We start from the raw sequence: 21,354 nt of genomic DNA on the forward strand, positions 1-21,354 counted from the left end.
CGGGGGCGGGGGCGGGTAGATATGCGAGAAGCATTGGGCGGTTCACGTCCGTGTATCCGCATGCTTGCGGCGTGCGGCCTTCCACGTCTGGGTGCTGATTATCTTCTGGACGGCATCGGCAAATCCCTCGTTCTCGAGGAGGGCCTTGAGGAGCTTGTTGGAGCTCTCCTGGTTGGCGAAGAGCGCGCCGGCGATGTCGTCCTTCTTGATGGTCATCGAGAACTGTTCCTCGGTGTTGTCCGCGGCGCGCTGCTGGACGTCCTCGTCGTCGGACAGCGTGCTGGGGACCCCGACGTAGATGAGCAGGCTCTCAGCCTGGCTGAGGTCGATGCCGTGGGCGGCGTTGAAGGTGTCGATCAGCTCCGAGAGCCGGATCATCAGGGCTTCCTCGAGGCTGCTGCCGCGGCCGGCGCCGGTGTAGGTCTCGATCTGGCCGTCGTCTGCACCGGGGGTGTTGCTGCCGCTGGTGACGGTGCCGGCCGAGTGGCCCACGAAGGCGAGCTCGGTGGCCCCTAGGTCGATGGCGCCGGACTCCCTGTTCGGGGCCTTCAGCTTGGCCAAGAGCAGCTTGCCGTAGAGGTAGAGGCTCTCCAACTCGTCGTCGGTGAAGAGCATGACCTGGCCGAGAAAGGCGTAGGCGCGCACAAAGGCCTTGAGTGCGTCGCGAAGGTCGTCGAGCTCGTGGTCGGGGAGGTTGCTGGCGCGGACGACGGCGGGGTCGACGTTGGCCGTCACCGTGGCGTGGGCGGCGTCGTGGCCGAGGAGTAAGGCGGCGACGGCCTTCTGCTGCTCCTCGGGGTCGATGACGTGGTGGTCCTCGATCCGGGTCTGCAGGTTGTAGAGCAGGTTCGGGTCGGTCTCCTCGGTCCAGCTGGACTCGTAGAACGGCGCGAACTGCTCCCGCATCTCCTCGGCGGTGTTGCGGAAGTCGAGGACGAACGTGTCCTCCTTGCCGGGGTGGATGCGGTTGAGCCGGGACAGCGTCTGCACCGCCTTGACGCCCTCAAGCTTCTTGTCCACGTACATCGTGTGCAGCAGCGGCTCGTCGAAGCCTGTCTGGTACTTCTCCGCGACGATCAGCAGCTGCCCCTCGTCGTGGAAGCGCTGCTTGGTCTGTGTCTCCGGGAAGCCGTTGAGCCCGGACTCGGTCACCGGGTCGCCCGGCCCGTCGGCGAGGCTGCCGGAGAAGGCGACCATCGCGCGGATCCCGGTGAGCTGTCTCTTCTCCAGGTACCGCTGCACGGCGGCGAGGTAGCGGACGGCGTGCAGCCGGCTGCCGGTCACCACCATCGCCTTGGCCCGGCCACCGATCTTGCCGGCGGTGACGGTGCGGAAGTGCTCGACGATGATCTCGGCGCGCTGGTCGAGGTTGTTCGGGTGCAGGTCGACGAACCGGGCCAGCGCGACGGCCGCCTTACCCTTCTCCACCTCGGGGTCGTCGCTGGTTAGCCCGTTGGCCAGCCGGTAGTAGCGCTTGTAGGTCACGTAGTTCTTGAGGACGTCGAGGATGAAGCCCTCCTCGATCGCCTGCCGCATCGAGTACAGGTGAAACGGCTCGTAGATCGTCGTCCCGCCCTCTTCCCGCGGCGTACCGAACAGTTGCAGGGTCTTGCCCTTGGGCGTCGCGGTGAAGGCGAAGAACGACAGGTTCGGGCTCCGCCCGCGAGAGACGGCGGATCCGGTGAGGACGGCGGCCAGCACGTCCTGCTCATCGGGCTGGGCGGCCTCGGCGGAGGTGGCCTCTGCCTCGGCGGCGGCGAGCGGATCACCGCCGCCGAGCACCTTCTTTAGGCTCTGCGCGGCGTCCCCGGACTGCGAGGAGTGCGCTTCATCAACGATGACCCCCACCCGCTTGCCCTCGATAGTGGCGTCCTTGATCACCGGGAACTTCTGCAGCGTGGTGATGATGATCTTCGTCTTGGCGTCGGCGAGGGCCCCCTTGAGCTGCTGGGAGTCCTGGTCGATGCGCTGCAGCAGGCCCTGGACGTGCTCGAAGCCGGAGATCGTCGCCTGCAGCTGGGCGTCGAGCACCCGCCGGTCAGTGATGATGACGACCTTGTCGAACACCAGCTCGTCGGTGCCCAGCCCGGCGTCCGGCGCGAGCTGGGCGGGGTCGCTGGGGGAGTGCAGATCGGCCAGGCGGTGGGCCAGCCAGGCAATCGAGTTGGACTTCCCCGACCCGGCGGAGTGCTGCAGCAGGTAGCTCTGCCCGGCCCCGTGGATGGCGGCATGCCCGGTGAGCTTTTCGACGACGTCCCACTGGTGGTAGCGGGGGAACAGGACCTTGCGGGTGCCGTGCTTGGCGATCTCCTCCTGCACGTAGCGGTGCAGCAGGTCCAGCCAGGTGTCACGGGCCCAGACCTGCTTCCACAGATAGGCGCTGCGCTGGCCGGACGGGTTGGGCGGGTTGCCCTCGCCGCCCCTGCGCCCGGCGCCGGCCGAGCCCTGGTTGAACGGCAGGAAGACCGTGTCGGGTCCGGCGAGCTTCGTGGTCATGAAGACCAGGTCGGGGTCGACGGCGAAGTGCGCCAGGCAGCGGCGGGCGAAGATCCGGTCGGCCGGATTGCGCTGCTTGGGGTCACGGTACTGCGCCTTGGCGTGCCGGACAGTCTGCCCAGTGAACTGATTCTTCAACTCGGCGGTGGCGACAGGGATGCCGTTGACCGACAGCATCAGGTCGAGCGACTGGTGCGGGCTGCTCTCGCTGTGGTGCAGCTGCCGGTACACCAGCAGCCGGTTCTTCGAATATTTCTCGACCAGCTCAGGAGTGAGCCCGTGCGTAGGGCGGAAAAAGGCCAGCTGAATGCGCTGGCCACGCTCCTTGACGCCCTTGCGGAGGACGTGGACGACGCCGTGTGCGTCGATCTCGTCGGCGATGCGCTTGGTGACCTTCTGGACGACGGCGCTTCCGTGCTGCTGCTCCAGCTTGACCCACACCTGCGGCTGGGTCTCCCGCACGAAGCCTATGAGCTGGACGGGGTCGAGACCGAGGTCCTTGTCGTACTCGGTGGGCGAGCCGTGCCGCCAGCCGTTCGCAAGGAGATGGGCCTCGATCGCGCTCTCGAAGTCGGACTCGGTGTGGCCTGCCATCACGCCACCGCCCGAGCCGCGGTGACGTCGAACTGCCCGCTGACGGCCGCTGTGATTAGCGCCTGTTTTCGTTCTTCGATCAGCGGAATATGCCTTTCGACCATCTGCCGAGCCTGATCCGCTTCCAGCCTGACCTTGTCAAGGATATCGACGATTACCTGCTGGTCCGGCAGCGAAGGCGCGGGAAGATGCACATCTCTTATTTTCCCCGCCTCCAGGTGTGGGTGCAGCGCTCCTGTGCGCTCGCGCAGCAGAATCTCTCGCCCCCAGTCGCTTTGCAATGTATGCCAAAGAAACCTTGGAACAACTAACGACCGATCAACGCGAGCGATGAGCAGTGCATGGCAGCTCGCACCGACGAACTCTTCGCCGACGAGTGCGCTTTCGCCCAGGGCCCCCGTTTGAACGATGAGTAGGTCGTCGATACGGAGCCGGATTCGTGGCCGCTGTGCAACCCATTCCTGCGGCACGTAGTAAGGCCGCCGATCAAAGTCGATGCCGCCGCGCTTGATGTGAAGTGACTGGAGATATGGGACTCCTTCGTCAACAAGCAGGTCGCGGGTAGGGCCCACGTATCCGTTCGTCAGTTGATCGAGAAGCTGACTAAGGCGTAGCCAGCCGTGCTCCTCTTCTGGGCGATCCAAGCCAGCCGGCTTGATGGCTGACACTTCCTGCAAGGTCTTGAGGTACTGCGCGTCCATCCACTGCGACAGCAGAGTTGCTTGCTGCTGGCGAAGCAGAAGTGCGCGGTCCAGTAGAGCCACCTGCTCGTCCAGGAAGTGGGCTAGGCGCCGCTGAATGTCGAGTGACGGCAGTGTCAAGGGGATCGTTCTGAACTGGTCCCAAGCAAGATCGAACTGCGCTGGGGGCATATACTTCGAGCGCCGACCCATCTCCATCAAGTAGGGCTTGCTGCGCAAGAGATAGTGAAGGAAACGGGGCTCTACGACACTTCGATCAGGCTCAAGCACCCAGTATGCGGGGCTGACGATGCCGGCGTACGGAGAAACGGCGAGAGCGCCGTCTCGAGCGGAGAGCTTGTTCACTACGAGGTCGCCCGCTTCGACACCTCGGTACCCCGTGAGATCCTCAGACGGAGCACGACCTTCGGATAAGTCCCGTGGGCGCACACCGAAGGCCGCGGACATCGACAAGAGTTGCCGATTGGGGACGTTGAAGAGTTCTCGGGACTTCAGGACAGTCCAAGCTGGCAACGCTGCCCATGCTTTGGGAGTCGGCAGGTTCATCGCTTGAGTCCTGCCAGGACCTGCTGAATCTCGGCCTCCACCGCTTTCAGCTCGGCGTCGATTTCTGCGAGCGGCCGCGGCGGAACGTACTTGTAGAAGAACCGGGTGAACGGGATCTCGTAACCGATCTTGGTCTTCGTGTGGTCGACCCAGGCGTCGGGTACGTGCGCCAGCACCTCGCGCTCGACGTACTCGTCGACGTCCTCGGTGAGCGGCACGTTCTCGCTGTCCCGCAGGTCCGGGTCGGGCAGCGGTGAGCCCTTCTTGTCCGTCACCACCGGCGCATCTGGGTCCGCAACCGCCGCCGCCGCGAGGACCGCCTTCTTCAGCGCGGGCGTCAGCCCGATCTGTCCGCGGGCGGTGCACGCGTTGAGCAGTCGCTTCGTGAACGCCGCCTCCGTCTCCTCCGAGACGCCCACCAGATCGGCCAACGCCCCGAGCACGGCTTCGTGGGTCTTGCGCGCGGCGTCGTCCCCGACCGAGAGCGCCACCACCGGCTTGGCCGCGCGGACCGCCTCAACGGTCTCCTCGGTCACGGTCCAGCGGCGGCGCAGCGGCCGCTCGACGGTGATCCGGCGGAAGCCGAAGGTGTCGTTGTCGAAGACCTTCCCCCGCTCGTCGTCCGCACCGTGCATGGCCTCGGTGTAGAGCTGGGTGACCTCGGCGATGTGGTGGTCGTCCAGGAACTTGCGCTTGTCACCGAGGGACTTGCGCATCTTCGACCACTCGCCGCGGGCGTCGACCAGCGCCACCTTGCCCTGGCGCTCGGGGCGCTTGCGGTTGGTGACGATCCAGACGTAGGTGCTGATCCCGGTGTTGTAGAAGAGCTGTTCGGGCAGGGCGACGATGCCCTCGAGCCAGTCGTTCTCGATGATCCAGCGGCGGATGTTGCTCTCGCCGGACTCCGCCGCACCGGCGAATAGTGGGCTGCCGGAGAAGACGATGGCGATGCGGCTGCCTCCGTCCTCGGCCGGCTTCATCCGGGCGATCATCTGCTGCAGGAACAGCAGCGAGCCGTCCGAGACACGAGGGAGCCCGGCGGAGAACCGGCCGCCCGGCTGCGCCGCCTCGGCCTTGATCGCGGCGGCCGACTTGTTCCAGTCGACCCCGAACGGCGGGTTCGCCAGCAGGTAGTCGAAGCGCTTGTCGGCGTGCCCGTCGGCGGTGAGCGTGTTGCCCAGCACGATCCGCTCCGGGTCCTGTCCCTGGATCAGCAGGTCCGACCGTGCGATGGCCCACGTCTCCGGGTTGAGCTCCTGGCCGAACATCTCCAGCCGGGCCTTCGGGTTCAGCCGGGTCAGGTACTGGTCGGCGATGTTCAGCATGCCCCCGGTGCCGCATGCGGGGTCGTAGATCGAACGCACCGGCGCCGTCCCGGTCAGAACGTCGGAGTCCTCGCCGAAGAGCAGGTTGACGATCAGCCGGATGACCTCGCGCGGGGTGAAGTGCTCACCGGCCGTCTCGTTGGAGAGCTCAGAAAAGCGCCGCAGTAGCTCCTCGAAGATGTAGCCCATCGCGTGGTTGGGCACGACCTCCGGCCGGAGGTTGAGCTCGGCGAACTTGCCCAGCACCAGGTAGAGCAGGCCGGCCTCGTCGAGGCGCGTGATCTGCTCGTCGAACCGGTACTTCTCCAGCACCTGGAAGGCGTCGGGGGAGAAGGCGCCGATGTAGGCGCGCAGCTGCTGCGCCAGGTTGTTCGGGGAGTCCAGCAGCTTGGTGAACGTCAGCGGGCTGGTGTTGTAGAACGGCACGCCTGCCGCCTGCTTGAGCAACAGGTCCGGGGTGTCGGTGATCCCCTTCAGCTGCTCGGCGCGGGCCAGCACGGCCGGCTTGGTCTCCTCCAGGACGGCGTCCAGCCGACGCAGCACCAGCAGCGGCAGGATCACCCCGCGGTACTCCGCCGGCTTGTAGTCCCCGCGCAGCAGGTCCGCGACCTGCCACACGAACTGGACCTTGCCCTCGAACCCGGTTGTGCTGTCGGACTGCATGTTGCTGTCGTGCTCCCCATGACGAGCGGTACGGCGACCGTCACGGACCGCCAAGGACACCCTGCCTGACCGCGGGCGCCGGACCAACATCATCACGACGTCGTTCCGAGACGAACGAGTGACGCACGGGCCATGTGCGACGCGTGACGCTGACGAGGTGGCGAGTTGTCACGAATAGGCGGCCAGGGGCGACGCGGATGCGACCGTCTTGCGCGTGGGCTTCCAGACGCCGCAGTACAAGCTGAGTGATCTCCTGCAGAAGGTCGGTGACGGCCGCATCCAGTTGCCCGACTTCCAGCGGGGCTACAAGTGGGACGACGAGCGCATCCGCGCCCTGTTGGTGACGATCACGCTCGGTCACCCGCTCGGCGTCGTCATGCTCCTGCAGACCGGCAACGACCAGGTGCGCTTCAAGCCCAAGCCGGTCGAGGGCACGTCCGTTGCAGCCGAGGTCGCGCCCGACCACCTGCTCCTCGACGGCCAGCAGCGTCTGACCTCCCTCTATCAGGCGCTCACCGGTGACGGCGTCGTCGCTACCAAGGACGTCCGCGGCAAGCTCATGGACCGGCGGTACTACCTCGACCTCCGGCTGGCGGTCGACGACCCCAGCCGGCGCGACGAGGCTGTTCGGTCTCTCCCGGGCGACGGGATCATCCGCACAAACTTCGGCAAGGACGTCGTCCGCGACGTCTCGACGCCGGAGAAGGAGCGCGAGCACGGGCTCTTCCCGTTCCGGCTGATCACCCAGCCCACCGAGGCCTTCGCCTGGCTGCTCGCGCTGAACGACGCGGACCTCGTTAACCGCTTCCACACCCAGGTCTTCACTCCAACGCAGAGCTACGAGATTCCGGCGATCGAGCTTGATAAGACGACGACGAAGGCAGCCGTCGCCACCGTGTTCGAGAAGGTCAACACCGGCGGGCTGCCGCTCAACGTCTTCGAGCTGCTGACCGCTGTCTTCGCTGGCGACAAGGCCTACTTCGACGAGTACGAGACGGACTTCCGGCTCAACGACGACTGGGCGGCGACGAAGGCCCTCTTCGCCAAGCACCCGGTACTGACCGGCGTCGCGAACACCGACTTCCTTCAGGCCGTGACGCTCCTGACGACTCACCAGCGCCACCGGGCCGACACCAGCGACCGCCCGGTGGCCATCTCGGCGCGCAAGGAGGACGTCTTCCGCCTAGGACTGCAGGACTACCTGACCTGGGTCGGGCCGCTGCGCGAGGCGTTCGTTTGGGCGGCGACCTTTCTCGCCGACCAGCACATCCACGAGTCCGCCTTCCTGCCGTACCGCACGCAGCTGGTTCCCCTCGCAGCGATCAAGGTGCTGCTGGGCGACGACGCCGACCTGGTCGGCGTCCGCAAGCGCATCGCGCAGTGGTACTGGTGTGGGGTCCTCGGGGAGCTCTACGGCGGCGCTGTCGAGACGCGGTTCGCCCGGGATGTCGAGCAGGTGCCCGCATGGGCCAGCGCCGCGCTGACCCCGGACGCACCCGTGGCCGCGCCGCGAACCGTCGCCGACGGCACCTTCGTGGAGTCGCGGCTGCTGTCGTTGCGCACCCGGAACGCCGCGGCCTACAAAGGCATCTACGCGCTGCTCATGGCCGGCGGCTGTCGGGACTGGAAGTACCAGCAGGCCTTCGACCAGGTTCAGTACGCCAACCTGGCTGTCGACATCCACCACGTCTTCCCGCGGGCCTGGTGCATCGCTAACGGCATCGACCCGGACCTGCGCGAGAGCATCGTCAACAAGACGCCGCTCGGTGCCGCCACCAACCGGTTCATCGGTGGCGCCTCGCCGGCCAGCTACATGCCGAAGCTGCAGAAGAGCGCCGGCATCAGTGCTGAGGAGCTCGACGAGCTCGTCGCAACCCACGAAATCGAGCCCGCGGCGCTCCGCAATGCCGACTTCACCGGCTTCTTCCTCGCTCGCCGGGCGGCCTTGCTGCGGCTGATCGAGGCCGCCATGGGCAAGACCGCGCAGCGCGACGTCGACGCGGACGTCCTGCTAGGTGGCGATGAGGCTCCGGCCGGATTCGAAGGTGAGCAGCTCGTCGAGGACGGCGACACAGATGACGCGGTTCTCGCCGACGTCTGACGACCCTTCGGTAGACGCGCCGGTGCATGAGGCCATGTGAACCTGAGCGGTCGACCGCTGAAGGCGTAGCGGCATGCGACCGCAGGTTGCGAGCGGGTCGACTCGCGTCTCCCGGCGCTCGGTGCCACACGGTCGAGTGAGGCCAGCGACGGCGAGGCAGTTGCGTCGGCGTCTGGCAAATACGGTCCAGTCAGTTTCGGGAGGTCGATGTGATTGCAGTCGGGGCGGCGGTCAAGCGTCGTGGGTCCGGTGATGTGGGTGTCATCGTCGGGTCGACGGCGGGAACCTTCCGCGTCGCCTTCGGCGGGTCAGTCGTCATGGTCGACGTATCGGAGCTGGAACTCGCCCCACGCAACCCTGCGGAGCTGCTGAGCGACGGCCAGCTCGGCGACTCGCAGGATCACGTCCTGCGCATCCAGGCGCAATATCTGCAGCACGCCTATCGGCACGATCCTCTGGCGAGCCTGACGAACGCGCGCATCGAGCCGCAGATGCACCAGGTGTTCGTGGCTCATCGCGTCACGAACAAGCTGCGCCCGCGGATGATCCTCGCGGACGAGGTCGGCCTCGGTAAGACGATCGAGGCGGGACTGATCATCAAGGAGCTGCGCGCGCGAGAGCAGATCTCGCGTGTCCTGATCGTCAGTCCGGCGAGCTTGACGCGGCAGTGGCAGTCAGAGCTCGCGTCCAAGTTCAACGAGCAATTCGAGATCATGGACGGCGATGCCGCCCGGTATCTCGGTCGAGACGGGGTCAACCCTTTCGCCGCACGCGACAACGTCATCTGTTCGCTCCCGTTCGTGGCGAACGAGAAGCGAGCGGCCCAGGTGATCGAGGCGGAGTGGGACCTCGTCGTCTTCGACGAAGCGCACCGGGTTCGCCGCACGCCGCAGAAGGAGACGGCCGCGTATCGCCTGGCCGACGAGCTCAAGGAACACGTGCACGGGCTTCTCCTGCTGACCGCGACCCCCGTGCAACTGCACCCATACGAGCTCTACTCGCTCATCCAGCTCGTCGAGCCCGGTACGTTCCGCAACGAGAGGGCCTTCGAGAAGCAGCGGCTCGAGATCCCGCAGCTCAACGACCTGATGAAGCAACTCGAGAAGTGGGAGACGCTCGACGCGGCTGAACGTGCTTCTCTCTTTCACCGAGAGAAGCGCCGACTCGGACGGGCCGGCTCTCACTCCCTGACCGACCTCGACGACGAGCACAAGCTCTCCGAGGTCATCGACCGTGTGGTCGGGCAGCACCCGCTGGCCAACGTCATGGTGCGCAACCGCAAGACCGAACTGGGACTCGCTGGACGCCGCAAGGCGAGGACAGAGCTCGTCGAGCTGACGGCACTCGAGCAAGAGCTCTACGCGGACGTGACGGAGTACATCCGGGAGGGATACAACCGCGCCCGCAACAACAAGAACAGCGCGGTGGGCTTCCTCATGGTCGCCTACCAGAAGATGCTCACGAGCAGCTCACATGCGCTACGTAAGAGCTTCCGTCGGCGGATCGAGGCCCTCCGCGGGGAGCAGAGCAAGGTCCTGGCTCGTGCGCGTGCGGCGGTCCGGGTCGTCGACGAGTTCGGTGATGACCCCCAGGAGTTGAGCCTCGTCAGCGACGACGCCGCGGGGGCCCTGGTCGACGCCGGCTACATCGACCTCGAGATCCGGCAGCTGACTGACCTGGCCGCCCGTCTCGACCACGTACGAGACAGCAAGATGACCAAGGCTGTGACCGTGTGTCAGCGGATCCTCGAGGATCCAGACGCCAAGATCGTCATCTTCACGCAGTTCGTGGAGACGCAGGTGTTCCTTGCGCAGGTACTCCAGACCAATGGCATCAGCACGGCCATCTTTAACGGCGCGCTCGACGCTGACGAGAAGGAGCGGGCTGTCCGCCAGTTCCGTGAGTCAGCCTCGGTGCTGATCAGCACGGAGGCGGGTGGCGAGGGACGCAACCTCCAGTTCGCCAGCCATCTCATCAACTACGACTTGCCGTGGAACCCGATGAAGGTCGAGCAGCGCATCGGCCGCCTCGACCGCATCGGCCAGAAGCGCACGGTGAACATCTACAACCTGATTGCCAGCGGGACGCTCGAGGAGCGCGTGCTCGAGGTCCTCGCTGACCGCATCCGCTTGTTCGAGGAGTCCATCGGAGCCCTCGATCCGATCCTCGGCAGCGTGGAGAAGGACATCGAGCGCCTCGCCCTCTCCGGCGAGGCGGAGATCGCGCGCGACTTCTCCGCGTACTCCGAAGAGCTGGAGAAGCAGGTGCGACAGGCCCAGGCCGTCGAGAAGCGCTGGGGCGACTTCGTGCTCGACAGGGCGAGCTTCCGTCGCGATCAGCTCAACGAGCTCCAGCAGCACGCCGCGATGGCGACCCAGGCTGATGTGGCGGCCTTCTGCCGCGGCGTTCTCGATCACCATGGCGGCTTCGTGACCGAGCACGACGATGGAGGCGACTCCGTCGTGCTGTCGGCGCGGGCCATGAACAGGCTCGGGCTCCAGCAGACCAGCTTCCGAGGCGTCTTTGACACGGCCGAAGCGCTTCGTCGGGACGATCTCGACTTCTTCGCGTTCGGGCATCCCCTGGTCGACAAGCTGGTCGCCTTCGGAGCTTCGCTCGACGACGGTGCGGTGGGTGCGCGCTACTCGACCACCGTGCCGGCAGGCACGTGGATCGAGGTCGTCTATGAGGTGCGCGTTCGGGGGCTCACCGACAGCGGGGCGCTCGTGCGGCACCTGGTCGGCGAGGACCTCGAGGTCCACAGCGAGCTGTTGACCCAGCGGCCGGACGACGCTCCGGCTCACGCCGACACACCCAACTGGGGGGCAGCCGCCGTGATGGCGAGCCAGAGCGCCTGGGATGCCGAGTTCAGTCGGCAGCGACAGCAGCGGCTGGTGGAGTTCGAGGAGGTGAGGCAGCAACTCCTCGAGCGTGAGGAGCGCTTGTACGCCTACCGGCGTGACCGGCTCGAGCTCCAGGTGACGCAGGACCGAGAATGGCTGGACGCACGGAACGGGCCGGACATCAGTCCCCGTGACCGCCGCGTCCTCCCTGCCCGAAAGGGAAAGCTCGCGAAGAACCTGGAGCGCCTGACGGAGCTCGAGGACCGTTTCCAGATCGCCTGTGACGAGATCCGGCAGCGGGAACTGCAGATGGACTCCAGCGTCGCTTGGGCCGCCGTCGTGGTCGGCTTATGAGCCGGGCGGTTGCTTACGGCATTGATTTCGGGACCAGCAACAGCGCCATCGCTGCCGCCTACCAGGACGGTTCGACGAAGGTCATCGCCACGGAACGTTCAGGGGCGCCGGCACTGCGTTCGCTCGTCTACCTGCACCGGGACGGCAACCGCCTGACCGGCGAGGACTCGGTACGGGCTTACCTCACGACGGCGACCGCACAGACGTCCTGCGGGCGCTGTTCCCTCGTCGACCACAGTCGTCACGGCACGTACACCAGCTGCCGGCAGCACCGCAGCGGAGGCAGTTGCCGCGACAGCCGACTCTTGGCTCAGGTCAAGCGTGACCTCTCGTCGGACCATCTCGACAGGACGAACAGCTGGTCACGGGACTTCCGGTTCACGGAGTTGGTGGCCGTCGTCCTCAAGAAGCTGAAGAAGACGGCTGATCGCGCGACCGGGCAGGATGTCCGCCGCGTCGCCATCGGTACGCCAGTCCGCTTCCCGGGGGTGGAGCAGGACCCCAAGCGACTTCAGGAGCTCGCAGAGGAGCGGTTACACCAGGCCGCGAGGCTCGCCGGCTTCACTCACGTCGATCTCATGCCGGAGCCGCAGGCAGCGGTGACGGTTGAGGACATCAGCGATGGCTTGATCGTCTGTACGGACTTCGGGGGTGGGACGTTCGACGTCGCCGTGCTGTCCAAGCGTCGCAACCGTGGAACGGTCCTGGCTCTGGGCGGCCAGGCCATCGGCGGAGAGTCCTTCGACAGCCGGCTCTTCAACCTCAAGGTCCGGTCCGCACTCGGCCTCGACGGACCAGCTAGCGCAGCGAAGCGGACAGGACTGCCGGGGTGGTTCCGCGCCAACCTGAGTTCGCTCTCCGGATGTCAGGACCTCCTGCATGACCAGCGAGTCGGCCCTGTTCTGCGGGACCTGTCAGCCGACGGTGGCCGAGCGACTGCCGAAGCGGTGCGTGAGCTCTTGTACGGCGGCCAGGCGTGGGCCATGCACCAGGCCGTCGAACAGGCGAAGATCGCGCTGTCGAGCTCTCGCAGCGGTCGCATCGTCCTTCGGCGGCCACCGCACCTCGACGTCGATGTGACGGTCGATCGGGCGGAGTTCGAAGAGGCAATTCAGGATGAGCTTTCAGCGGTTCGCGCTTGCATCCTGGACACCCTGGAAAGGGCTGGAGTAGCACCTGACCAGGTCACCTATGTGACACGCACGGGTGGCTCCTCGCGGATCCCCGCGTTCGAGAGGCAGCTGCAGGAACTGTTCGGGAAGAGCAACGTGGTCGACCGGGATGCGTTCACGACGGTGGTCACCGGCCTGGCGCAGTACGCGTACGGTTCGTGGAGCAAGGGTGCTCTGCGGTGACTGAGCCCTTCATCCCAACGGGCCTCGAGTTCGACGAGGGAGACCTCCCTATACAGGACCCGCTCCGACCGCCTGGAGTGAGCCCTGCGACTACCCATGAGGCCGCCGCACGCCGAGTCCGCGACTTCGTCCTCGATGTGAGCCCGTCAGTCGACGACGACCTCCGGGCCCCCTGATGCCGCAAAGGCACCGACGCCCATGTCGACGATGTCCAGCTAGTAGTGCGCTCACGATGACCCGTCGCCTCATCCGGAAATCGGTGCGACGAAGGCCCCATCAGCCCCACATTGCTCAATTGTCACGTTCGCCGTCCGCGGCCAGCCGGTCGCCATCTTATGCGGGCTTATCGGTACGGTAGGGCAACATGGCGGACCGATCGTTACCGGATCCCGGCCGGTCGGCACCGCGCTCCGCGGGTGACTCGGATCCCGGAGGCGTGCAGCGTTGAGCAGAACGGAGGGAGGCTCGTGTCGCCTGCATACATGGTCGTTAGTCGGGCGCTTCCTTCACTGTGCAGACCGTCCACTGTGGCAAGAAGGGTGGACATTGACACTGCTCAGTACACGCCGCCGGCTATCGAACTCTCTAGGCCTGGCTCACCAAGTCGCCTCACTTTCTCGCGCAACCCGGCGACGTCGGGTCCGGCAGTTTGACTTACTCTGGAACCGTTGCTTCGCAAGTCGCGGCTCAGCCGCCTATTGGACCTTCTCCGCCTGCGCAACAGGAGCTACTCCATGAGTGAACACACGCTTGTCGACATCCAGCCAACGCCCAACGTCCTCCTGGCGTTGACACGTACGCCCATCGCTCCACTTGATGCCTTGTGTGAGCTGATCGATAATGCTATCGACTCATTCCGGGCGGCTGAGCTCGAAGGTATAAAGGTCCCCTTCCGGCAGGTCTTTCTTGAGCTCCCAGGCCAATCCGAGGTGAGCCGGGGCGAAGGATTTCTGCGAGTACGGGACACCGGCTTGGGTCTGACGGAGAAGCAAATCGCAGACGCGTTGCGAGCTGGTTACTCCTCAAAGAACGCGTTCGACACGCTCGGCCTCTTCGGGATGGGATTCAACATCGCGACCGGCAAACTCGGGCGCGTTACGAAGCTCGTCTCCGCCCGCCAGGAAGACGAGTACGCACTGGAGGTCGTTGTCGATCTCCCCAAGTTGATCGAGCAAGGCACGTTCGAGGTGCCGGCGCGACGCGTCGACAAGCCCCATGGACTCGAACGGGGCACGATCGTTGAGGTTCGGGAGTGGTGGCCGTCCGGGGATCCGAACAACGCCTTCATCCGCAAGCTGGCCGGTATGGCCAAGGCTGTCGTGCGCCGCGAGCTGGCGCGCCGGTACGCGACTCTGATCCGAGGCGAGGATGGACCGCCTGCTCGGATCTCGGTGAACGGTGACCTGGAGCCAGCCTTTGAGCATTGCGTATGGGATGGAAGTCGCTTCGTTGAGCGAACTGGGTACGGCCGAATCCCCGCGCGGATCGACTTTGATGAAGAACTCACCACTTCGTCGCGCTGTCTTCGTGACGGCACCCTCCTAGGTGGTGCTGCGTCCTGTCCACGATGCGGGGGGACAGATGTCCGTGAGGTCTCCGAGCGCATCTGGGGATGGGTCGGCATCCAGCGGTATGACGACCAGAACAACTTCGGCATCGACCTAATCCGGAACGGGCGGGCGATCCGGATCGGCGAGAAATCGGCGTTTTTTGATTACACCGACGAGGACACCAAGCGGTCGGAAAAGGAATACCCTGTCGACCAGCAGTACGGTCGGATCGTCGGCGAAGTGCACCTCGATCACGTGCCAGTCGACTTCTCCAAGCAAGATTTCCAGCGCACCAGTGATGAGTGGCACGGCGCCATGCAGTACCTCCGGGGCGGATCGCTGCTGCCCAGTCGGTGGCCCGCCGACGAGCGGAATACGAGTCCGGTGTCGCGCCTATTCCAAGGGTACCGAAAGGTCAGGAACTTCGGGCTCGCGGACATGTACATGGGTCGCTACAACCCTGCTCGCCAAAAGACCGAGCGTATCTCCCGCGACGTCGAGCGGGACTATCTCGAGAAGTTCGAAGCGCGCCAACCCGGCTACTATGATGATGCCGAATGGTGGAAGCTGGTCGAGACAGCGACCGACAAGCCCATCGAGGCACTTCCCGAGTGCCCCGAGTGCGGCTATCAGAATGCGCCGACGGCTGAGATTTGTGATGGGTGTGCTCACATCCTCAAGCCAAAGTCGTGCGTCAATGGCAGCTGCGGCGCTCAGCTGCCGGTCTCCGCTCTGAGCTGTCCCCTCTGTGGCACCTCTCAGGTGCCGACCATCATCGCCCCCTGGTCCTGCCCATTCTGTGCCAAAGTGAATGAGGGTGATGAAGCTTCATGCGAGCAGTGTGCCCGGCTTAGAGGCGCCCCACATCCCGCTGACCCCGAGGCACTGGACGAGGACTCTTCGGAGGAGTCAGAACTCAGCGTCACGGGACTTGCTCTCGAGCTAGTGCGGGGCGGTGCCAGTGCGGCCGTGGACGTGTCGGTACGCATGGTGTCTCGAGAGATCATCCCGGCATACGGCGCGGACCCGGTGCCACTGATCTCCCGGAAAGAACTCCGCAAGATCACCATCTACGTCGATCCGTCGCATGCTGCATTCGTCGATCTCGGAATGCGCATCGAGGACGCAGTGGCTGCAGAAGTTGCGCATTTCATCTACGACTCCTATTCCTCTTTAACTGGAGCGCGAGGGCACGCGACGGCGAACCTGATGACGCAGGTGTTGAAGCGGGCCTGGCCTGACCGGGTCGCCGAAGCTCCCGACGCGGTGAGGAGTGAGATCTCGTCACTGTTTGCGCAGGTCGCCGATCGCCTCGTGGGCATAGATGAAGTCGCCGACTTCTACACGGAATTGTCCGTGGACGAGCAGCGACGACTTGCCGACAACATGCTGTCTTCGGGCGTCGACATGGCGAACTTCACCGACGCCGTCAGGGGGGGTGAGTTCCTGCGGTACGCCGACCTTCCAGTTCTGGTCAAGTTATACGACAAGTTTCCGCAGGTTTGGTTCGACGGGCGCGTCTGGGAGGATGCGTGGCCGGCGGACAGCATGGGTCTCGTGCTCGCGGAGGGCATCCGGCAGGAACTGAAGGACAAGTACTTGCGATGCCTGCAGGACTGTGCGTCCTACATGAAGTACCAATCACCTGAGCGACTGATCCTCGTCCGCGCGAAAGCGGCGCTCGATTACCTGTCGACCAAGCTGCGATGAGTCAGCGTCTGGTCACAGACCTTCTTGTGAGTGGTACGGGCTGGCAGGCGCTCGAGCGCATGGTCATGCGTGTGCTGATAGCACGGGATTACCGGCACGTGCGGCTCGCCGGGATGTCCGGGGACGGCGGCGCAGACGTGACAGCCACGAAGGGCGGCCGCCGGTGGCTCTTCCAGGTCAAGCGCTGGCGGTCGAAGGTCGGCCTCGACGTCGTGGAAGAGACGCTCGCGGCTTGCTCGAGGTACTCCGCAGATGTCCCCGTGATCGTCTCGAACAACGGATTCGAGGCTTCGGTGCTGGCGCGCCAGCGCCAGCTGGCTGATATCGGCGTGCCGCTGCAGCTCTGGGATCGTCAGCGACTGCGGCGACAAGCCGAGCTCGCGGAAGAGGATCCGCTCGTGGTTCGCGAGCCGGAGGCCTTCGAGTTGCGGCAATACCAGCGGGACGCCGTCGAGCGGGCAATGAGTGAGTTCGTCGAAGGTCACAGGAGCGCGCTGGTGGTCCTGGCTACCGGACTCGGCAAAACCTTCGTTGCTGCCGAGTTCTTTCGTCGCCTGTCTGCTCTGCGTCCCGGTGCCAAGGCACTGGTCCTCGCGCACCGCAATGAGCTCGTCTACCAGCTGGAGAAGGCCTTCTGGCCGGCGCTTCGCGCTTCGCAGGCCACCGTAGTCTGGAATGGGTATGAGAAGCCTGACCGGGAGGTTCTCGAGCATGCCGACTTGGTCTTTGCCTGCGTGGACAGCGTGTCAGCTCATCTGGCGGCCGGTGGGACGCTGCCCGACTTCACGTCGATCATCGTCGACGAATGTCACCACCTCGGCTCGGGAATGTACGACCGTGTCCTGAGCGACCTCTCGGCCGGTGAGGGGGGCGCCTTCCTGCTCGGCATGAGCGCCACTCCGTGGAGGCCGGACGGTGCCTCACTGGACCGCTGGTTCGACCGGCCTGTGGTCGACATCGACATGGTGCGGGGCCTTCGCGAGGGATTTCTTGCGAACATCGACTACCGGATGTTCACGGACAACATCGATTGGGAGCGGCTCCAGGGGCTGGATGGTCAGATGTTCACCCCGAAGGCCATCAATAGGCGACTGTTCATCGAGGAGTGGGACGACGCTGTTGTCGAGCGACTCGCGGAGACGTGGGGTGAGCAGGAGACGCCCAAGTGCATCGTCTTCTGCGGAACGATCGACCATGCGGAGCGAATGGCGAGCAAAATCAATGCTCTTGCGTTCACCGGTGCGCGGGTCATCGCTTCTCGAGGATCGAGCGGTGCCGTCATGACACCCGTCGAACGTGCGCGTGTGTTGTGGGACTTCGCTGAGGGGCGGGTCGGCGTCCTCTGTGCAGTCGACGTCTTGAATGAAGGTGTTGACGTGCCTGACGTCAACATCGTCGTGTTTCAGCGTGTGACGCACAGCCGAAGGATCTTTGTGCAGCAGCTTGGCCGGGGCCTGCGCCTAGCGCCTGGGAAGCGGCGGGTCATTGTCCTGGACTTCGTATCCGACATCCGGCGCTTCGCCGCCGGCTTCGAACTGCAGGAGTCGTTGCGGCAGAAGAATAGTGCCGGACGAGTGCGGTTAGGAAACCAGGTCTCTTTCAGAAGGGCCAACATGGAGGACGTGCGCGGTGCTCAGTTCCTCAGAGAGTGGCTCGGGGATCTAGCCGCTGTTGAGGCGGCGGGGGAGGACGTCCACGTCCTGAAGTACCCGCCAGTGGTCGACTTCGCGTGACGAGAGAGGGTGGATGTTGATGGTGTCGGTACAGGGCGATGCGTCGTGGTGGCGTCTTCGTGGAGAGTTGAAGACGGCCTACGAGGACCTGGTTCAGCTCCTGGGTGACGAAAGCCGGTTCCAGGATCTCCTGGATGCATACCTGAAGACGAAACGACTGTCTGCCACGGCTTACCAGGCGCTCATCCTGAGGTCCATTCCTGATCACAGCATGACCTGGGCCGCCGTCCGGCAGTCTCTCGATCAGGGCATACGAGAGCGATTTGCCGGGCTTGTGCCGGACTGGGCGCTCAAGGTTCCTTACGGCTCGAAGACTCACGAGCAGCTCTTCTGCATCCTCATTGATCGGCGGGGAGAGCAGGTGCCGGCTGATTACTTGCGGATCGTCACGGCGGATGCTGTGCACGCGGAACGACGCGTCCGAGAGCTGCGAGAGCTGGGATTGGGGGTCGTTGCGCTGAAGTCCGGCGGGGAAGACGCGTACTCCCTCAAGAGTGCTGACGTGGACCTGAGTGTCGTGCCGACGATCGTGGCCAATCAGATTCGGGCGAACAAGAAGATCTCCGAGTCCGAGCGGAGAGCGTTGCAGGAGATCGTCGACGGTCAGGACTGAGGCCGTCTGCGCCGTAAGGGATCTCAGGGACGCGGGCGGGGTCGGCCTCCTCGGGGCGGTGGCATGCCAGCACATGCACGTTCCTAGGAGGCTGACCCGAGCGACCCGAGCGACCCGAGCGACCCGAGCGACCCGAGCGACCCGTGCGGCCGTGGCTACGTGATTGCTCTGGGTGTCGCTGCCCGGGGTCGACCTTGCTCGCCGATCAGCGGGCCGCTCGAAGTGTCAGTGGCCGTTCGTACGGTGCCTGACATGTCGACGGCCTGGAGCACGGTCTGCAGTGCGGCCTCCAAGGTCTCGTGCTCCCAGACGCGGACCACCGTCCAGCCCGACGCCTTCAGGGCCGAGTCGGCTCGCCTGTCCCGCTCGACGTTCCGCTGCAACTTCGGAGACCAGTACCACTGGTTTCGATCGGGCTGCCGTCCGTGTTGGGGGCAGACATGCCAGAAGCAGCCGTCGACGAACACCGCGACCTTCCGTCGCGTGAAGACGATGTCCGGGCGGACGCGGGCGTTGGGCAAGTCCAGCCGCAGGTCCTTGCGGAAGCGGTATCCGCGTGCATGCAAGGCTGAGCGGAGCAAGCGCTCAGGTCGCGAGTCGACTCTTCTGTTGGCCTGCATGTTGCGCGAACGGCCGGCGTTCAGCGGCATCGGCCGACCAGCTTCCTGGCCTCCGTCATCGGCTGTGGGCACGACGACAGTCTGCGCGTCGGGAGCTGAGGACCGGGGACAGTGACGGAGGATGGGTCCGGCCTGCCGGATGTTCAGGTGAGTGCCACCGAGGGAGAGTTGTGACCGAGTTGAACGTCGTCGAGATCTGCGCTGGAGCGGGCGGGCAGTCCCTGGGGCTACACCTGGCTGGCTTCCGGCACGAGCTTGCCGTCGAGCTGGACGAGACCGCAGCCACCACACTGCGCAACAACCTCTCCCGGTTGTCCCCGTCAGCGGACCCGGCGGAACTCGTCGCAGTCGGTGATGTCGCCAACCCTGAGGTGTGGAAGCCAGAGGACTACGACGGGCAGGTGGCCCTGCTGGCCGGTGGGGTCCCCTGCCCGCCGTTCAGCATCGCGGGGAAGCAGCTGGGAGCGGGGGACGAGCGCGACCTGTTCGCCTGGGCGGTCAACCTGACCGGACGGGTGCAACCCGAGGCACTACTCCTCGAGAACGTCCGCGGTCTCAACGACGCTCGTTTCGGCGGGTACCGGCAAGCCGTCATCGATCAGCTCCAAGACCTCGGCTACCGGGCCGACTGGAAACTGCTGCACGCCAAGGACTACGGCGTCCCCCAGCTGCGGCCGCGCATGGTCCTCGTGGCCCTACGTCCGGAATACGTCGACTACTTCGAGTGGCCTGAGCCGAAGCCCACAACCCTTACCGTGGGAAGTGCGCTTGCTGATCTCATGGGTGCGAACGGGTTCCAGTACATCGATAAGTGGGTCGAGCGGGCTGATGCAATCGCTCCCACCATCGTCGGCGGAAGTAAGAAGCACGGCGGAGCCGACCTGGGGCCAACCCGCGCCAAGCGAGCGTGGGAAGAGCTCTGGGTGGACGCCCACGGGTTGGCTGATGAAGCTCCCGGGGAAGATTGGGACCCCGCCCTTCCAAAGCATCGGCGCGGTCCCAAGCTGACGGTGGACATGGTGGCCCGCCTGCAGGGCTGGCTCAACGAGCCTGACTACGAGTGGCACTTCACCGGCCGGAAGACCAGTCGCTATCGGCAGGTCGGAAACGCGTTCCCGCCGCCGGTGGCTCGGGCTGTCGGCGAGAGCATTGCGCGCGCCCTGCGGAAGGAGAAGGTGGCCGGAACTCCCCGCGCAGACCTCAAGATGCACGATGAGGTCTACCACGTCATGCGCGATGCCGAGGACTTTCTCACGCCCTACCGCATCTCGCAGTTGTTGGGTGGCCGACTGTCCATCGAAGACGTCGAGAAGCGGATCGCGCACCTGCGTCGCGACTTCGAAGTTGAGGAACGCGGCAGCGGTGGTCGCACGTCATACCTGCTTGGTGAGTGGCGTGCATTCCAGGGGCAGGTGGACCACAAGCGGCACGAGGCGTTTGCCGCGCGGCGCAGTCGGGGCCGGATCAGCTGAGCCGAGGAGCCCTGCGACCTGAGGTCACAGGGCTCCTCAATGGCCGTACCACCAACCGATCATGTCCTCAAGTGCTCCCGCGATCTGTCTCTTCCGGCTGTCCGATAGTCGTCGCTGTCAGGTGCAGCACTCATGACCATGACTTGGGTGCCGTTCGACGCCGACCGCGGCCACCAGCTCGCCCACGGCGCGCTGCAGAGCCGCGGCGATTGAATGCTCGGGCAGTCGCTCGGCGACGGCCCGTTCGACGCTCGTGTAGTACCAGAGCAGCTCGTCGCGGGAGGCGTTGAACGTCGACCAGAAGCGGTCGGTGGCGCACGTCGTCCTGCTCCCTAAGGCGGTCGTCGCCCCGGTCGCTGAGGAGGGACCGGGCGGCGTCCAGCTGCGCCCGGTGGCGGAGGCCACCGGCCTGCCCTTCGACCACGACGGCATCGTGGAGATGGCGGTCGCCCGGGTCCGGGCCACCTACGCCGAGCGGCCGGATCCGGAGCGGCTGCTGCCGGAGCCATTCACCCTGCGCGACCTGCGGCGGCTGCACGAGGCCGTCGCCGGCCGGCGCCTGCAGCCCGACGTCTTCCGGCGGCACGTCAGGGACCACCTCGAGAGCACGGGGGAGATGACCCGCGGCTCGGTCGGGCGGCCGGCCGAGCTCTTCCGGCACGGCTGACGACCGGTCGG

Annotated in this window: 12 protein-coding genes; 8 read left to right on the forward strand and 4 right to left on the reverse strand. The window is 65.4% G+C overall.

The annotated features are described in order from the left end of the window. Positions 1–42 precede the first annotated feature (42 nt). The 3 genes from ACI8AB_RS06755 to ACI8AB_RS06765 all read right to left on the reverse strand — a co-directional run bounded on the left by ACI8AB_RS06755 (position 43) and on the right by ACI8AB_RS06765 (position 6,325). A complete protein-coding gene (locus ACI8AB_RS06755) occupies positions 43–3,090 on the reverse strand; it encodes a type I restriction endonuclease subunit R (RefSeq protein WP_456949465.1) in 3,048 nt (1,015 codons plus the stop codon). Further along, positions 3,090–4,136: a restriction endonuclease subunit S gene (locus ACI8AB_RS06760; protein WP_456949466.1), complete on the reverse strand. Its 1,047-nt coding sequence runs from the start codon at positions 4,134–4,136 to the stop codon at positions 3,090–3,092. Before ACI8AB_RS06760 ends, ACI8AB_RS06755 begins: the two co-directional genes overlap by 1 nt. Positions 4,137–4,333: 197 nt before the next feature. After that, a complete protein-coding gene (locus tag ACI8AB_RS06765) occupies positions 4,334–6,325 on the reverse strand; it encodes a type I restriction-modification system subunit M (RefSeq protein ID WP_456949467.1) in 1,992 nt (663 codons plus the stop codon). 214 nt (positions 6,326–6,539) lie between these two features. Here ACI8AB_RS06765 and ACI8AB_RS06770 point away from each other — a divergent pair, with 214 nt between their 5' ends. From ACI8AB_RS06770 to ACI8AB_RS06795, 6 genes are all read left to right on the forward strand, one after another. After that, positions 6,540–8,426, forward strand: coding sequence for a GmrSD restriction endonuclease domain-containing protein (locus ACI8AB_RS06770; protein ID WP_456949468.1), 1,887 nt, complete (start codon positions 6,540–6,542; stop codon positions 8,424–8,426). Between the two features lie 209 nt (positions 8,427–8,635). Next, positions 8,636–11,623, forward strand: coding sequence for an SNF2-related protein (locus ACI8AB_RS06775; RefSeq protein ID WP_456949469.1), 2,988 nt, complete (start codon positions 8,636–8,638; stop codon positions 11,621–11,623). Further along, positions 11,620–12,978, forward strand: coding sequence for an Hsp70 family protein (locus ACI8AB_RS06780; protein ID WP_456949470.1), 1,359 nt, complete (start codon positions 11,620–11,622; stop codon positions 12,976–12,978). The genes ACI8AB_RS06775 and ACI8AB_RS06780 overlap by 4 nt, the downstream gene beginning before the upstream one ends. Before the next feature lie 734 nt (positions 12,979–13,712). Beyond that, complete coding sequence (locus ACI8AB_RS06785; protein ID WP_456949471.1) at positions 13,713–16,238, forward strand: ATP-binding protein; 2,526 nt, start codon at positions 13,713–13,715, stop codon at positions 16,236–16,238. Beyond that, complete coding sequence (locus ACI8AB_RS06790; protein WP_456949472.1) at positions 16,235–17,971, forward strand: DEAD/DEAH box helicase family protein; 1,737 nt, start codon at positions 16,235–16,237, stop codon at positions 17,969–17,971. The genes ACI8AB_RS06785 and ACI8AB_RS06790 overlap by 4 nt, the downstream gene beginning before the upstream one ends. A 13-nt stretch (positions 17,972–17,984) precedes the next feature. Beyond that, entirely contained in the window at positions 17,985–18,584 is a 600-nt protein-coding gene (locus ACI8AB_RS06795) for a hypothetical protein (protein ID WP_456949473.1), read from the forward strand. Positions 18,585–18,739: 155 nt separating this feature from the next. Here the strand turns inward: ACI8AB_RS06795 and ACI8AB_RS06800 are convergent, their stop codons facing one another. After that, positions 18,740–19,276, reverse strand: coding sequence for a very short patch repair endonuclease (locus ACI8AB_RS06800; protein ID WP_456949474.1), 537 nt, complete (start codon positions 19,274–19,276; stop codon positions 18,740–18,742). Between the two features lie 98 nt (positions 19,277–19,374). Here ACI8AB_RS06800 and ACI8AB_RS06805 point away from each other — a divergent pair, with 98 nt between their 5' ends. Both ACI8AB_RS06805 and ACI8AB_RS06810 read left to right on the forward strand, forming a co-directional pair. After that, positions 19,375–20,676 (forward strand): DNA cytosine methyltransferase, encoded by a 1,302-nt coding sequence (locus ACI8AB_RS06805; RefSeq protein WP_456949475.1) that lies wholly within the window; start codon positions 19,375–19,377, stop codon positions 20,674–20,676. A gap of 286 nt (positions 20,677–20,962) precedes the next feature. Continuing rightward, positions 20,963–21,343: an NrtR DNA-binding winged helix domain-containing protein gene (locus ACI8AB_RS06810; protein ID WP_456949476.1), complete on the forward strand. Its 381-nt coding sequence runs from the start codon at positions 20,963–20,965 to the stop codon at positions 21,341–21,343. Positions 21,344–21,354: the final 11 nt, after the last annotated feature.

The organism is Geodermatophilus sp. SYSU D00698 (genome assembly GCF_054050335.1).

Coding starts and splice junctions, on each gene's coding strand:
- ACI8AB_RS06780 (WP_456949470.1), top strand. CDS start 11,620: ATGAGCCGGGCGGTTGCTTACGGCATTGATTTCGGGACCAGCAACAGC.
- ACI8AB_RS06755 (WP_456949465.1), bottom strand. CDS start 3,090: ATGGCAGGCCACACCGAGTCCGACTTCGAGAGCGCGATCGAGGCCCAT.
- ACI8AB_RS06795 (WP_456949473.1), top strand. CDS start 17,985: ATGTTGATGGTGTCGGTACAGGGCGATGCGTCGTGGTGGCGTCTTCGT.
- ACI8AB_RS06765 (WP_456949467.1), bottom strand. CDS start 6,325: ATGCAGTCCGACAGCACAACCGGGTTCGAGGGCAAGGTCCAGTTCGTG.
- ACI8AB_RS06790 (WP_456949472.1), top strand. CDS start 16,235: ATGAGTCAGCGTCTGGTCACAGACCTTCTTGTGAGTGGTACGGGCTGG.
- ACI8AB_RS06785 (WP_456949471.1), top strand. CDS start 13,713: ATGAGTGAACACACGCTTGTCGACATCCAGCCAACGCCCAACGTCCTC.